13 protein-coding genes are annotated in these 13,324 nt (G+C 70.3%); 7 read left to right on the forward strand and 6 right to left on the reverse strand.

Annotated features, from left to right (window positions below):
• Both OQ789_RS07335 and OQ789_RS07340 read left to right on the forward strand, forming a co-directional pair.
• Window positions 1-369, forward strand: coding sequence for a DUF2784 domain-containing protein (locus tag OQ789_RS07335; RefSeq protein WP_324684564.1), 369 nt, complete (start codon window positions 1-3; stop codon window positions 367-369).
• A 460-nt stretch (window positions 370-829) separates the two neighbouring features.
• On the forward strand, window positions 830-1,402 hold the full coding sequence (locus OQ789_RS07340; RefSeq protein WP_324684565.1) for a MarR family winged helix-turn-helix transcriptional regulator: 573 nt from the start codon (window positions 830-832) through the stop codon (window positions 1,400-1,402).
• Here OQ789_RS07340 and OQ789_RS07345 read toward each other — a convergent pair.
• A complete protein-coding gene (locus OQ789_RS07345) occupies window positions 1,399-2,649 on the reverse strand; it encodes a glycosyltransferase (RefSeq protein ID WP_324684568.1) in 1,251 nt (416 codons plus the stop codon). The two genes, OQ789_RS07340 and OQ789_RS07345, sit on opposite strands and share 4 nt — an antisense overlap.
• 11 nt (window positions 2,650-2,660) lie before the next feature.
• Entirely contained in the window at window positions 2,661-3,707 is a 1,047-nt protein-coding gene (fni, locus tag OQ789_RS07350) for a type 2 isopentenyl-diphosphate Delta-isomerase (RefSeq protein WP_324684570.1), read from the reverse strand.
• A gap of 123 nt (window positions 3,708-3,830) precedes the next feature.
• Here fni and OQ789_RS07355 point away from each other — a divergent pair, with 123 nt between their 5' ends.
• Genes OQ789_RS07355 through OQ789_RS07365 form a run of 3 tightly spaced genes read left to right on the forward strand, consistent with a single transcriptional unit; the run spans window position 3,831 to window position 7,747 of the window.
• Window positions 3,831-5,930, forward strand: coding sequence for an MMPL family transporter (locus tag OQ789_RS07355; RefSeq protein ID WP_324684572.1), 2,100 nt, complete (start codon window positions 3,831-3,833; stop codon window positions 5,928-5,930).
• Window positions 5,927-6,406 carry a TspO/MBR family protein gene (locus tag OQ789_RS07360; RefSeq protein ID WP_324684574.1) on the forward strand — a complete coding sequence of 160 codons (480 nt, stop codon included), beginning with the start codon at window positions 5,927-5,929 and terminating at the stop codon, window positions 6,404-6,406. Before OQ789_RS07355 ends, OQ789_RS07360 begins: the two co-directional genes overlap by 4 nt.
• 12 nt (window positions 6,407-6,418) lie before the next feature.
• Window positions 6,419-7,747 (forward strand): deoxyribodipyrimidine photo-lyase, encoded by a 1,329-nt coding sequence (locus OQ789_RS07365; protein ID WP_324684576.1) that lies wholly within the window; start codon window positions 6,419-6,421, stop codon window positions 7,745-7,747.
• A gap of 5 nt (window positions 7,748-7,752) precedes the next feature.
• Here the strand turns inward: OQ789_RS07365 and OQ789_RS07370 are convergent, their stop codons facing one another.
• Complete coding sequence (locus tag OQ789_RS07370; RefSeq protein WP_324684578.1) at window positions 7,753-8,490, reverse strand: acetyltransferase; 738 nt, start codon at window positions 8,488-8,490, stop codon at window positions 7,753-7,755.
• Window positions 8,491-8,671: 181 nt separating this feature from the next.
• On the opposite strand from OQ789_RS07370, the gene OQ789_RS07375 reads away from it, so the two are divergent.
• Together OQ789_RS07375 and OQ789_RS07380 are read left to right on the forward strand one after the other, a co-directional pair.
• Window positions 8,672-9,949 carry a PQQ-binding-like beta-propeller repeat protein gene (locus OQ789_RS07375; RefSeq protein ID WP_324684691.1) on the forward strand — a complete coding sequence of 426 codons (1,278 nt, stop codon included), beginning with the start codon at window positions 8,672-8,674 and terminating at the stop codon, window positions 9,947-9,949.
• An 18-nt stretch (window positions 9,950-9,967) separates the two neighbouring features.
• Entirely contained in the window at window positions 9,968-10,357 is a 390-nt protein-coding gene (locus OQ789_RS07380; RefSeq protein WP_324684580.1) for a hypothetical protein, read from the forward strand.
• Between the two features lie 33 nt (window positions 10,358-10,390).
• On the opposite strand, the gene OQ789_RS07385 is transcribed toward OQ789_RS07380, so the two are convergent.
• The 3 genes from OQ789_RS07385 to OQ789_RS07395 form a co-directional block, all read right to left on the reverse strand.
• The gene (locus OQ789_RS07385) at window positions 10,391-11,074 is read right to left on the reverse strand and encodes an esterase (protein WP_324684582.1); all 684 of its coding nucleotides are present in this window, start codon (window positions 11,072-11,074) and stop codon (window positions 10,391-10,393) included.
• 70 nt (window positions 11,075-11,144) lie between these two features.
• Window positions 11,145-12,332, reverse strand: a complete 1,188-nt coding sequence (locus tag OQ789_RS07390) for a THUMP-like domain-containing protein (protein ID WP_324684692.1) — start codon at window positions 12,330-12,332, stop codon at window positions 11,145-11,147.
• A gap of 17 nt (window positions 12,333-12,349) precedes the next feature.
• A complete protein-coding gene (locus OQ789_RS07395) occupies window positions 12,350-13,321 on the reverse strand; it encodes a class I SAM-dependent methyltransferase (protein ID WP_324684584.1) in 972 nt (323 codons plus the stop codon).
• Window positions 13,322-13,324: the final 3 nt, after the last annotated feature.

Here is a 13,324-nt window from a genome sequence, read left to right on the forward strand (position 1 = left end):
GTGACGAACCGCTACGCCGCCGTCGTCGCGGCGACGGCCAGCGCCCACCTGGCTTACCTGCTCTATGTGCCCGGCGGGGGCTTCCTCGCGTTGCGCTGGCCGCGGACCATTGCCCTGCACATTGCGGCAGTCGCCTGGGGAGTCGCCGTCGTCGTGCTCGGACTCCGGTGTCCGTTGACGTCGCTGGAATCGTGGGCACGCCGGCGCGCCGGCATGGACCCCCTGCCGGCGTCGGGGTTCATCGGCCGCTACGTCGAGGATCGATTCGTGCCGTCCGGACGTGTCGGCACCGCACAGGTATCGGCGTTCACCCTCGCCGCCGTCTCCTGGGCAGTCGCCGCGCACAGGCGGGCCCACAAAATCGGGTGAATTCCTTTGGGCGACACCGAATTCAGCACGGGCAACAAGACGGGCGCGGGCGCGATGCACAAAGCTGAGGCGCTACGCGGCGTAACATCCTGCGCCCCAACGGCATCCATGCCGGCGAGCCCATGACCGACTCTCGGCACCGGGCGGCCCGGGTGCGTCGGCCACCCGCCGGTTGGGCGCGGCGCCCGTCCGGCAAACCCGACGAGAGCCCGTGGCGATAGCCGCTGACGAGCTCGGCCCACGATCCCGCGAAGTGGCGGTGGTGCCCGCCGGGTGGGGCCGAGCCGTGCCCCGTGCCGTAGGCTGAGGGGCCCACCGATCGCACCGCGGACGCTGCGGGCGTGTTTGCTCTACAGTGTTTGCCCAAGATGCAAAGGCGAACGCGCCAGCGTTTCGCCGGTCGCGATCAGCGGTCGCCCGATACGCTGACCAGCGTATCTTGCAAGAAGGATGCGGGTAAGTGACCAAGCACGCCGCCGCTGACCGGCGATTAGACCGGGCCGAACTCGAGAAATTGATGTCGGCCGATTTGCGCGCGGTCACTGCGCAGTCCGACCGCATCGGTAGGCACTTCGCCCGCAGGAACGATGTCAGCGGCACCGACTTCCACGCATTGCTGCACATCATGGTTGCCGAGAGCGCCGGGGAACCGTTGACCGCGGCACAGTTGCGACGGCGCATGGACGTGTCACCGGCCGCGATCACCTATCTCGTGGATCGGATGATCGAGGCCGGCCACGTCCGGCGCGAACGCGATCTACAGGACCGGCGCAAGACCCTGCTCCGCTACGAGGAACCGGGCATGGCCCTGGCCCGGTCGTTTTTCACTCCCCTTGGCGCCGAACTACATACCGCGCTGGCCGGCCTTCCCGATCGCGACCTGGCGGCGGCGCATCGGGTGTTGACGACGATGATCGAGGCGATGGCCAGCTTCGAATCCCGGCTCGTCGCAACAACTCCCAAAGCGTCCGAGGCCGAGCCGAAGCGGGCGGCGGCGAAACGCCGCCGCACTCCGGTGAAACGCGGCGTCTAGTGCACCGGCCGCCCCGCGGCGCAGCCCAATAGCCGCTGCTCGATCAGTTCGGCACCGCGGGCGACCCCTCCCGTTGCGGCGAATCCGGCGGCCACCCGGTGTGCGCCGTCGACCATCGTCATCGCGTCACGCACGCGGGCCCGCAATCGAGGGGCGGTGAGCCTGCCCGCGGCCAGGCGGGTACCGCAGCCTGCGACCTCCACCCGCCGCGCGACCTCGGCCTGGTCGCGCGCGAACGGCACGACGCACACCGGTACGCCGCGATCGAGGGCCTTCAGCGTCGTGCCCATCCCCCCGTGCGTGATGGCGCAGCCGGCCCTGTCGAGTATCGCCGTGTGCGGCACGAACCGGCACACGGTCGCGTTCGCCGCGCGCGGCAGGCCGGCGGGGATACCGGCCGGGAACGTCGCCACCACATGAACGTCCTCGTCGGCCAGCGCGCGCAAGGCAATTCGCCCCAGGACCTCGTCGGCCTGCCGCAACGAGGACGTGTTCACCAGCACCAGCGGACGATCGATGGCGTCGATCCACTCCGGTGTCGCCGCCGGCGCGGGTTCGAACACGCACGCGCCGATATGGTGCACCAGGCCCGCCCATCCGGAATGCGGGTATTCGAACGGCTCGCCGCCGACCGCCAACACCAGGGGCGCGCGCCGGATGAATTCGTCCACCGACTGCACCCGCGGCACACCCAGCCCGGCGCGAATGGCGTTGATGCGGGGCAACATCGGCCGGTCGAACACGTGCCTGACGATCGGTCGTACCCCGGCGTCGCGGATGGCGCCGGCGATGCCGGGCAATGGGCGCAGTCCGGGGCCGAACGGTGGCACCCCACGGGAGCGCAGGTACGGGGTGAACGGCGAGAAGACCAGCCACGGAATGTGTCCGGCGTCCGCGGCCGACAGGGCGCCCCAGCAGTTCGCGTCCACGATCACCGCATCCGGCCGGATCGCGTCGGCCGCGCGGCGAAGGTCGTCGACTTCCAGCACCGCCCGCCGGCACATAACGTCGATCGACGACTTCAGCACTCCCAAGGCGTTTCGCGCCTGCCAGTCGTTGCCGGCGATGGTCTCGATGGCCGGATCGACCGGCTCGGCGTGCACACCGACCGAGCGCATCGCCGAGACGCCCGAAGACATGGTGCGCAGGTGGACGTCATGCCCGCGGCGGGCCAGCTCGGCGAGCAGGGCCCCGGTCGGCAGCAGGTGCCCCAGGGCGGGCGATCCGTACGCCAGGATGACTGCCACGCCGCGGGTGCCTAGGACGCGCCGCGCAGGCCGACGTCACGCAGGTCAGCCAGCTTCGCCGCGCCACAGCCGTGCAGGCAGATCCGCAGCTCGTCGATGAAGGGCTGCAGCCAATCAACCACGGCGGCAGTCGATTCGATCGCGGCGGGCAGCAGCGGGCGCGCCACCGCCACCACGTCGGCTCCCAGCGCGATCGCCTTGGCGGCGTCCATGCCGGTACGGATGCCGCCGGAGGCCACCAAAGGAATCGCCGGCAGCGCCTCGCGCACCTCCACGACGGCGCGGGCGGTGGGGATCCCCCAATCGGCCAGCTGCGGATGGCGAAGTTCGCCGTATCGCACGAACTGCTCGACCCGCGACCACGACGTGCCGCCGGCACCCGCGACGTCGATTCCGGCGATCGGCAGTTCGCTGTGCGCACCGACGAGCTCCGCGACCGCCGCGGCGCCGATCCCGTGCCCGACCTCCTTGAGCAGCATCGGATAGTCGATGGTGTCGGCGGCCTCGCGCAACCGGCTCAGCGACCCGGAGAAATCGGTGTCACCGTTGTGCTGCATCGCTTCCTGCAACGGATTGGTATGCACGGCAAGGGCATCGGCGCCCACCCGGTCGAGCGCCTTCGCCAGATCCGGCATCGCGGCCTTCGCCAGCTGAGCCAGGCCGATGTTGCCGAACAGCAAGACATCCGGGGCGACGTCGCGCACCGTGAAGCTGTCCGCGGCGCGCTCCCCCAAGGCGCTGCCCAGCATGATCCGCTGCGAGCCCAGCATCATGCCCAGGCCCAGCTGCTGGGCGGCCGCGGCCAGATTCCGGTTGATCGTCCCGGACAGCTCGGCGCCCCCCGTCATCGCGCCGATGAGGATCGGCGAGCGCAGGTCGACGCCGAAAAAGCTGGTGGACAAGTCGATATCGCCCAGATTCGTCTGAGTAAGCGCGTTATACGGCAGTGCGTAGCGCTCCAGCCCGGTGGTGACGGTCGCATAGCCGACCGGCTCGTGCAGACAGACGTCGATGTGCCGCCGCTTGCGCGTGGTCATCTCCCCCCGCTCAGCGTTCATCGCGGGCACCCCCTGGCATCCGGCACCGCCCCGCCCCCGCGTTCATAATCTCCATAGTGCCCTCTCGCGTGGCGATGCCTCATTTCAGTTGATTAATGTTTAACAAATTGAAAGGGTTGTCGGGTGTGGGATTCTGTGGCCGCTGCTGTGACCGGCCGGCGCTCATGGCTGCTCGCTGTGGCCACGGCGCTCCTGGGAGTCGCGATGATGTGCCTCGTCGGCGCCAACGCGGCGGCGGGAACGTCACCGCAATCCGTTCCACTCGATGCGCAGTCCGCCCAGGTCGACGCGCTGTCCAAGCAGTTTCCCGGCGGCCACAAAGCCCCACTGATCGTGGTGGTCAGCCGCAGCGACGGCGGTGTCCTGAGCCCGTCCGACATCCAGGCCGCCCAGGCCTCACGCGACCGCGCGGCCGCGCGAATCGGCGCGACCGCGCCGGCCGCACCGCTGATCCCCAGCCAAGACGCGAAGGCCGCCCTCGGGATCGTGCCGATCAGCGCCCGCCTGTCGGGCCTTGCGCTCGCCGACGCCGTCACCGCGTTGCGCACGGCGGCGGCGCATGGCCTGCCCGCTGATCTGCGCACGCACGTGACCGGGGGCCCGGCGTTCGGCGCCGACATCGCCGGCGCGTTCGCCGATGCCGACATCACCCTGCTCGCGGTGACGACTGCGGTGGTGGCGCTGCTGCTGATCGCCACCTACCGCTCCCCGGTGCTCTGGCTGCTCCCGCTGCTCGCGGTCGGCTTCGCCGATCGCGTGGCCGCGACCGTCGGTACCGCGGTGGCGTCGCTGACCGGGCTGACCTTCGACGGCGCCACCTCCGGGATCACCAGCGTGCTGGTTTTCGGTGCCGGCACCAACTACGCGCTATTGCTGATCTCGCGGTATCGGCAAGAACTCCGCCACGATTCCGGGCACCGCGCGGCGTTGCGGCGCGCCGTACGAAGGGCGGGGCCGGCCATCGTCGCCAGCAACGCCACCGTGGTGCTGGCGCTGCTCACCCTGCTGTTCGCCTCCACCCCGAGCACCCGCAGCCTCGGCGCGCTGGGGGCGTGTGGCCTGGTAATCGCCGCGATTTCGGTGCTGGTGATCCTGCCGCCGCTGCTGGCCCTCTGCGGGCGCGGGCTGTTCTGGCCGTTCATCCCGCAGGCCGGCGACGGCGAAACGCTGGATTCCGGTGGCTGGTATCGGGTCGCGCGCTGGGTGGACCGGCATCCCGCACTGGTCGCGGGCGTCGCCATCGCGGTGCTGGCGGCCCTCGGCACCGGCCTGCTGGGAACCCGCATCGGCTTGTCGCAGACCGAGCAGTTCCGGGTGCGCGCGGACTCGGTGACGGGCTACGGCATTGTGGCCGAACACTTTCCGGCCGGCCTGGCCAACCCGACGCTGGTGGTCAGCCCCACCGACCACGCGTCGACAGTCCGGCAGGCCATCGCGTCCACCCCCGGTGTCGTCTCGGTGACCGAATCCGGCCGGTCGGGTTCCGGCCTGACCAAGTGGTCCGTGGTGATCGACGCACCGCCGTCGTCCCGCCAGGCCTTCAGGATCGTTGCCGCGCTGCGGAATTCGACATGCGTCGCCGACCCCCACGCGCTGGTGGGCGGCGCCGACGCGCAGGCCCTGGACGTTCGCAACGCGGCCAGGCACGACCGGGTGGTGCTGATCCCGGCGATCCTGGCCGTCATCCTGGTCGTCCTCTACGCCCTGCTGCGCTCGGCACTGGCGCCACCGACGCTGCTGGCCGCGACCATCCTGGGTGCGCTGGCCGCGCTGGGCATGGGCGGCTGGGCGAGCCTGCACGTCTTCGGCTTCCCCGCGCTGGACAACACCACCCCGCTGTTCGCCTTCCTGTTCCTGGCGGCCCTCGGCGTGGACTACACGATTTTCCTGGTCACCCGGGCGCGCGAGGAAGCCGCGCAGCACGGCGCCCGCGCGGGGATGGTTCGCGCGGTATCGGCCACCGGTGGCGTAATCACCAGCGCGGGAATCGTTTTGGCCGCGGTGTTCTGCGTGCTCGGGGTGTTGCCGTTGGTCGTCCTGACCCAGCTGGGCATCATCGTCGGCCTCGGCATCCTGCTCGACACTTTCGTGGTGCGCACGCTGGTCATCCCGGCGCTGTTCGCCCTCATCGGCAACCGGATCTGGTGGCGCGCAGACCCTGGCCACGCTAAACCCGTTGCGCGACAAGCCAACCAGAAACAACCAGAACGGAGCACTTCGTGAGACCCTCGACACTGGCCGCGACCGGCCTGGCCGTCGCCGCAGCCGCAGGCAGCGGAAGCATCGCTAGCAGCAACGCCATTCCCCGGTGGTACGCGCGGCTTCGCAAACCCTCCTACCAACCGCCCCACGCCGCCTTCCCCACCGTGTGGACCACGCTCTACGGCGACATCGCGGTCGCGTCGGCGGTGGCGCTGGACCGGTTCCGCGCGAGCGGCCAGCGAGACAAGGCTCGCGCCTACACCGCGGCGCTGGCGGCGAACCTGCTCCTCAACGCAGGCTGGAGTTGGCTGTTCTTCGGCTACCACAAACTCGGCGCGTCCGCGCTGGGCGCCGCGGCGCTGACCGCCAGCAGCGCCGATCTGGTCCGCCGCACGGCGCAAGTGACCCCGCGCGGCGGGCTGGCGTTGCTGCCCTACCCGCTGTGGTGCGGCTTCGCGACCGCCCTGTCCACCCACATCTGGCGACTCAACCGCTGAGGACCTCGAATCATGCCGGCACTGTTGTGGTTTCGCCGCGATCTGCGGTTGCGTGACCATCCGGCGCTCGTCGCCGCGGCCGAGAACGAGGAGGTGCTCGCCTGTTTCGTGCTCGATCCACGCCTGGAGGGGTCGTCGGGACAACGCCGGCTGCAGTATCTGGGTGATGCGCTGCGGCGGTTGCGCGACGATCTCGACGGCCGGCTGCTGATCACCCGCGGGCAGCCGCACACCCAGATTCCGCGCATCGTCCAGGAAATCGACGCCTCCTCGGTGCACATCTCCGAGGACTTCGCGCCGTTCGGCAAGCGCCGTGACGAGTGGGTGCGCGCGGCGCTGGACTCGGTCCCGCTGGTGGCGACGGGGTCGCCCTATCTGGTCTCGCCCGGGCGCGTCACCAAGCCGGACGGCTCACCCTACAAAGTGTTCACCCCGTTTCTGCGCCAGTGGCGCAAGTCGGGCTGGCGCGAACCGGCGAAGTCGAACGCGAAGTCCGCGCGCTGGCTGGATCCGGCACAGCTGCGCATCAAGCAGTGCGAGATCCCCGACCCCGGGCCCACCCTTGAGGTGGCCGCGGGCGAGGCGGCGGCCCGCAAGCAGTGGAAGTCGTTCGTCGACAACGGATTACGCAGCTACGCCGACGACCGCAACCGGCCCGACCTGCACGGAACCAGCCGCATGTCGGCGCACCTGAAGTTCGGCGCCATTCATCCGCGCACCCTGGTCGTCGACCTGGACCTGCGCAGCGGCGGGGCGCAGGCCTTCCTGCGGGAGTTGGCTTTTCGCGATTTCTACGCCGACGTGCTGCACCACTGGCCGGCCAGCACCTGGCGCAATTGGAACGGCGATTTCGACAACATTGCGACCGACACCGGGGCCGAGGCCAAACGGCGCTTCGAGGCGTGGAAAGCCGGCGAGACCGGTTTTCCGGTCGTCGACGCCGGGATGCGTCAGCTGCGCGACACCGGTTTCATGCACAACCGGGTGCGGATGATCGTGGCCTCGTTTCTGGTCAAGGATCTGCATCTGCCGTGGCAGTGGGGCGCCGAATGGTTCTTGGACCAGCTGGTCGACGGCGACATGGCGAACAATCAGCACGGCTGGCAGTGGTGTGCGGGCTGCGGTACCGACGCCGCGCCTTACTTCCGCGTGTTCAACCCGATCACGCAGGGCGAGAAGTTCGATCCGGCGGGCGACTACATCCGGCGCTGGGTGCCCGAACTGCGCTCGGCCGACGACGCGCACCTGCGCAAGGGCCGGCGGCCGGACGGCTACCCCGAGCCCCTGGTCGACCATGCCGCCGAGCGCGCCGAGGCGCTGCGGCGCTACCAGAACATCTGACCGAGCTAGTGGGCGGCCTTCTTGCGTTCGATGTCGGCCAGCGCCGCGGCCAGCTCGGCGCGTTGCGCGGCCGAACTCTCCCAGGCGAGCTGGCGGTTCTTGACCACCTTGGCCGGCGCTCCGACCGCGATCGAGTAGTCCGGGATCACGCCGCGGACCACCGCGTGAGACCCCAGCACGCAACCCCGCCCGACGGACGTGCCCCGTAACACCGAGACCTTCACCCCCACCCAGGTGTCCGGGCCGATCCGCACCGGCGACTTGACGATGCCCTGGTCCTTGATCGGCATGTTGATGTCGTCCATCCGGTGGTCGAAATCGCACACGTAACACCAGTCGGCCATCAACATCGAGTCACCGAGTTCGACGTCGAGGTAGGCGTTGATGACGTTGTCGCGACCCAGCACCACCTTGTCGCCGAACCGCAGCGAGCCCTCGTGCGCGCGGATGGTGTTCTTGTCGCCGATGTGCACCCACCGGCCGATCTCGAGCTGCGCCAGCTCGGGCGTCGCGTGGATCTCCACACCCTTGCCGAGGAACACCATGCCGCGCGTGATGATGTGCGGGTTGGCCAGCTTGAATTTCAGCAGCCGCCAATAGCGCACCAGATACCACGGCGTGTACGCGCGGTTGCGCAGCACCCATTTCAGCGAGGCCAGCGTGAGGAACTTGGCCTGGCGCGGGTCCCGGAGGTTCGATCCACGCCAGCGGCGATGGATCGGGGCACCCCACATGCTCGTCATGGCCGGACAGCCTAACTCGATCGATTACCGGCGCGCGAACCGCCACGGGTTACCCTCACCTGTACTCGATTGCCCCCGAACGGCCGGGTCTGCCCGCGAGCGGCCCGCCCCGCAAGAAGGATTTGGGAAACCGAAGGTGCTTGCCCGACAACTCGTCAGTGGGCTCCGGCGTTGGTCGTCCGTGGTGCTGGCGGCCGTGCCGCCGCTCGTGCTCGCCGCCTGCGGCAATACCGACCCGTGGGTCGACGCCTCGGCCGCGCAGGGCTGGCCGGCGCAGTATGCCGACGCCGCCAACAGCAGTTACACCACCACCGGCGGCGCCGACAAGCTTTCGCTGCAGTGGACCCGTTCGGTGAAGGGCACTCTGGGCGCCGGGCCGGCGCTGAGCCCGCGCGGCTATCTGGCCTTCAACGCCCAGACCTCGGCGGGATGCTCGCTGATGGAATGGGAGAACAACGATAACGGGCGGCAGCGCTGGTGCGTGCGGCTGGTCCAGGGCGGCGGCTTCGGCGGCCCCCTGCTCGACGGATTCGACAACCTCTACGTCGGCCAGCCGGGGGCGATCTTGTCGTTCCCGGTGACCCAGTGGACCCGGTGGCGTCAGCCGGTGATCGGCATGCCCACCACGCCGCGGTTCCTGGGGCACGGCGAGCTGCTCGTGGCCACGCACCTCGGCCAGGTGCTGGTCTTCGACTCCCACCGCGGTCAGGTCGCCGGCAGCCCGGTCGACCTGGTCGACGGCGTCGACCCCACCGACGCCACACGCGGGCTGGCCGACTGTGCGCAGGCGCGGCCCGGTTGCCCCGTCGCGGCGGCGCCCGCCTTCTCCCCCGCCAACGGGATGGTGGTGCTCGGCGTCTGGCAGCCCGGTGCCGCGGCCGCGGGCCTGGTGGGGCTGAAGTACCACCCCGGGCAGACCCCGCTGCTGACCCGCGAATGGACCAGCGACGCCGTGGGCGCCGGCGTCCTCGCCAGCCCGGTGCTGTCGGCCGACGGTTCGACGGTCTACGTCAACGGCCGCGACCAGCGGCTGTGGGCGCTGCGCGCGGCCGACGCGAAGGTGAAATGGTCGGTGCAGCTGGGGTTCCTGGCGCAGACGCCGCCCGCCGTCACCCCGCAGGGTCTGATCGTGGCCGGCGGCGGGCCCAACACCAGGCTGGCGGCGTTCAAGGATGCAGGCGATCACGCCGATCAGGTGTGGCGCCGCGATGACGTCCTGCCCCTGTCGTCGTCGAGCCTGGCCGGTACCGGCGTCGGATACACGGTGGCCGGCGGGCCACCGGCGGACGGCGCGCCCGGCATGGCGCTGCTGGTCTTCGACCCGGGCAGCGGCCGCACGCTGGCCAGCTACCCGATGCCGGCGGCCACCGGGTACCCGGTCGGGGTGTCGGTGGGCACCGACCGCCGGGTGGTGGCGGCCACCAGCGACGGCCAGGTTTACGGTTTCGCGCCGGCCTGACCGGGACATACCTCTGGAGTGCCGATCAACGAGCCCGCGGCGCCCGCCGCCGCGACCACCAACACCACAGCAAGCCCACTCGGTGCCGCAGGCACCGTGGCGACGGCCGTCCTGCTGGTCGTCCACGGCGTCCTGTACGCGGCCAGCTTCGCGCTGCTGGGCCTGCTGGTGATGAGCACCGACCCCTGCGGCTACCAGAAGTGCGGCGATCCCGCCTGGATCGACCGGGCCATGACGTTGGGCACCTGGGGCGGCGCCGCCCTGTTGGTCGCCGACATCGGGGTCGCCGGGTACCTCCTGGTGCGCCGGAAACGGCGGGCCTTTCTCGTCCCGCTGATCGGTTGCGTCGCTCAGGTGGCGCTGGTGCTCGCCGCCGTCGCGATGGAGTTGCAGGCCGGACCGGTCTGAGCCGCTGCGCAGAGCCAGGCCGCGCCCGCAAGGCTATATCGCCAGCGGCGGGATGGCGTTGCGCGGCACCTGGGACTGCAACGGACCGGCGAACGCCGGCAGCATCTCGCCCGGAGCGAAGTAGAAGATCAGCTGATCGTCGGTGATGGCGAAGTTCTGATAGTGCGTGGGATCATGGCCCGTCGACGGCAAAAGTGCGGCGCCCAAGGGGGTTTGGCGTTCCAGGTCGCGTTGCACGATCGGGAAGATGGCGTCCAGCGGCGCGGTGCCGGGGGCGAACAGATTGTCGAACGTGATGGGCTGCTTGGTGCCGAGGTCGTAGTTGAACGCCTTGTACCAGGTCGACGAGTGCGCTCCGCCGACATCCTGGAAGAACTTGAGCACGACGCTGCGGGTGTTGTGCGGCGGCTGCCCGGCGTTGCGCTGCTCGGTGGTGGCTTCGAGTTGGTACGGCCGGTCGCGCCCCCCGGAACTCTGCGCGACGGCGACGAAGCCGTCCCGGTTCTGGGTGATGTAGTCGGCCATCGCCTGCGCGTCGGGATAGTCGGCGGGAAAGCTCATGTTGAGCGTGTAGTTGGGGCCGCCGGCCTGGATATGGCACATCTGGCCCGCTTCGACGCTGCCGCCCAGGCCCGCACACGACGGCGGCGCGGCCGTGGCCGGCCAGCCCACCGAGACCACCGCCGTGACCAGCGCAGCGGCTATCAGATAACGCATCGTGGAAGTGTCCTCGCAAACTCGCCAGGGCCGGTGACCCGCGGACGTGACGCCGCCAGCGTACCCGGCGCTACCGGGAGGGTAGGCAAATGAACGCCATCGCGCGGCCGGCGTTGCGTGCACCGATGCGGGTGACGACCACCGACAGCGACCGGCTCCCGCGCAGCCGCATCCGCTTGCGCAACGCGTCCGGGTCCACCCGAACCCCGCGCACCAGGACCTCCAGCGACCCGCAGTCCCGCGCCGCCAGCGCCTGGCAGAGCCGGCGTTCGTCGAAGACCAGCTGCTCGAGCACCTCGAACCCGCGGTCCGCCGCCGGCAGCCGATCGCCGGAGAGGTAGGCGATGGCGGGGTCGAGCTGCCACAGTCCGTGCCGCGCCCCGTAGTGGCGCACCAGCCCCGCGCGCACCACGGCGCCGTCCGGGTCCACGATCCATTGCCCGACCGGGCCCACCGGGCAGTCGTCGGGGTCGGTGTCGGTGAGCCGCTCGCCGCGATCCAGCAGGTTGGCCCGCCGACCCACGCCGGGGTGCGCGAGTCCGCCCGACCACAGGCATGCCTCGCGGACGGAGCCCCGAAAGGAAGTCACCTCGATCTCCCCGTCGAAACCGAGTCCGCGTATCTGCTCGAAATCGATTCCGGGAGCGCACTTTACGACGAAGTCCCGGCCGCGGTAGGCGTCCAGCAGCGAGCCAAGGGCGGGCTGGTAGTCGTCGATGCGCAGCCGTCGCCGGCCCTCGGTGCGCCGAGCCGGATCCACCACGAGCACGGCGTCGCGGGTGACCGGGCGCAGCGCATCGGCGCGGCAGATCCAGGCCGATTCGCCCACGTTGTGCCGCGCCATCGCCAGCCGCACCGGATCGATATCGCTGCCCACCGCGGCTATCCCCCGGCCCCTCAGCGCGGCGAGTTCGGTGCCGATCGAACAGGTCACGTCGTGCACGACGACGCCGCTGCCGCCACCGGCCAGCCGCGCCGCCCGGTGCACGGCCACCGGCGCCGCGGTCGCCTGCTGCAGCGCCTCATCGGTGAACAGCCAGTCCGACACGTCACCGAGTTTTTCGAGTTTTTCAAAGGCGCGCCGGCGCAGCAGCGTCGTCTCCACCAGTACGGCCGTCCGGTCTCCGAATCGGGCGCGCACCGCGCCGACGTCGGCGACCCGCGTGGCGTCCGTCAGTTCGAGCTCGGCAACGGTCGCCAGCGCCGCGGCACCGGCTTGCGACCGCAGGTAGCTGACGTCGTCCGTGCTGAAGCACAGGCCTCGACCGGCTTGGTTCAGGAGGGTTTGACCCCGGTGACCATCACGTTGTAGAACCAGCCCTTCGGGACCACGCGGCGCCACACGTTGGCGTCCACCCAGCTCAGCGTCTTCCAGCCGTGGAACGCGAATTTCGCCCAGCCCCAGCCCAGGCGCCCGGGCGGCACCGAAGCCTCGAAGGTGCGCACCGGCCAGCCGAACATCGCGGCGGTCAACTCTTCGCTGACGGTCCGCACGTCGCGGGCGCCGGCGTTGACCGCCATCCGCTCCAGGTCACCCGGGGTGAAGGTGTGCAGGTCGACGATCGCCTCCAGCGCCGCGGCCCGCGAGGATTCGTCGAGCTCGGCTTGCGGGCGCCGCCAGCCGCCCAGACCGGGCAGCCTGGTGACGTTGGTGGCGATACGCCAGGTCAGGGTAGACAGCTCGCGGGCGTACACATCGCCCGCGCTGGTCGGCTCGCCGGCGAAGACGAACCGGCCGCCCGGGCGCAGCACCCGGATCACCTCGCGCAGCGACAGCTCCACGTCGGGAATGTGGTGCAGCACCGCGTGCCCGACGACCAGGTCGAAGGTGTTGTCCTCGTACGGGATGCCCTCGGCGTCGGCGACCCGGCCGTCGATGTCGAGGCCCAGCGACTGGCCGTTGCGGGTGGCGACCTTGACCATGCCCGGCGAAAGGTCCGTCACCGATCCGCGGCGCGCCACCCCGGACTGGATCAGATTGAGCAGGAAAAACCCTGTGCCGCAGCCTAATTCGAGCGCGCGGTCGTAGGGCAGCTCGCGCCGCACCTCGTCGGGCACGATCGCGTCGAAGCGGCCCCGGGCATAGTCGATGCAGCGCTGATCGTAGGAGATCGACCACTTGTCGTCGTACGTCTCGGCTTCCCAGTCGTGGTAGAGCACCTGGGCCAGCTTGCTGTCGTGCCGGGCGGCTTCCACCTGTTCGGCGGTGGCATGGGGCGTCGGAACGGCGTCGGTCGAACTGGTCATGCA

Origin of the sequence: Mycobacterium sp. 94-17 (assembly GCF_035617725.1) — a bacterium.
Classification (GTDB): Bacteria; Actinomycetota; Actinomycetes; order Mycobacteriales; family Mycobacteriaceae; genus Mycobacterium.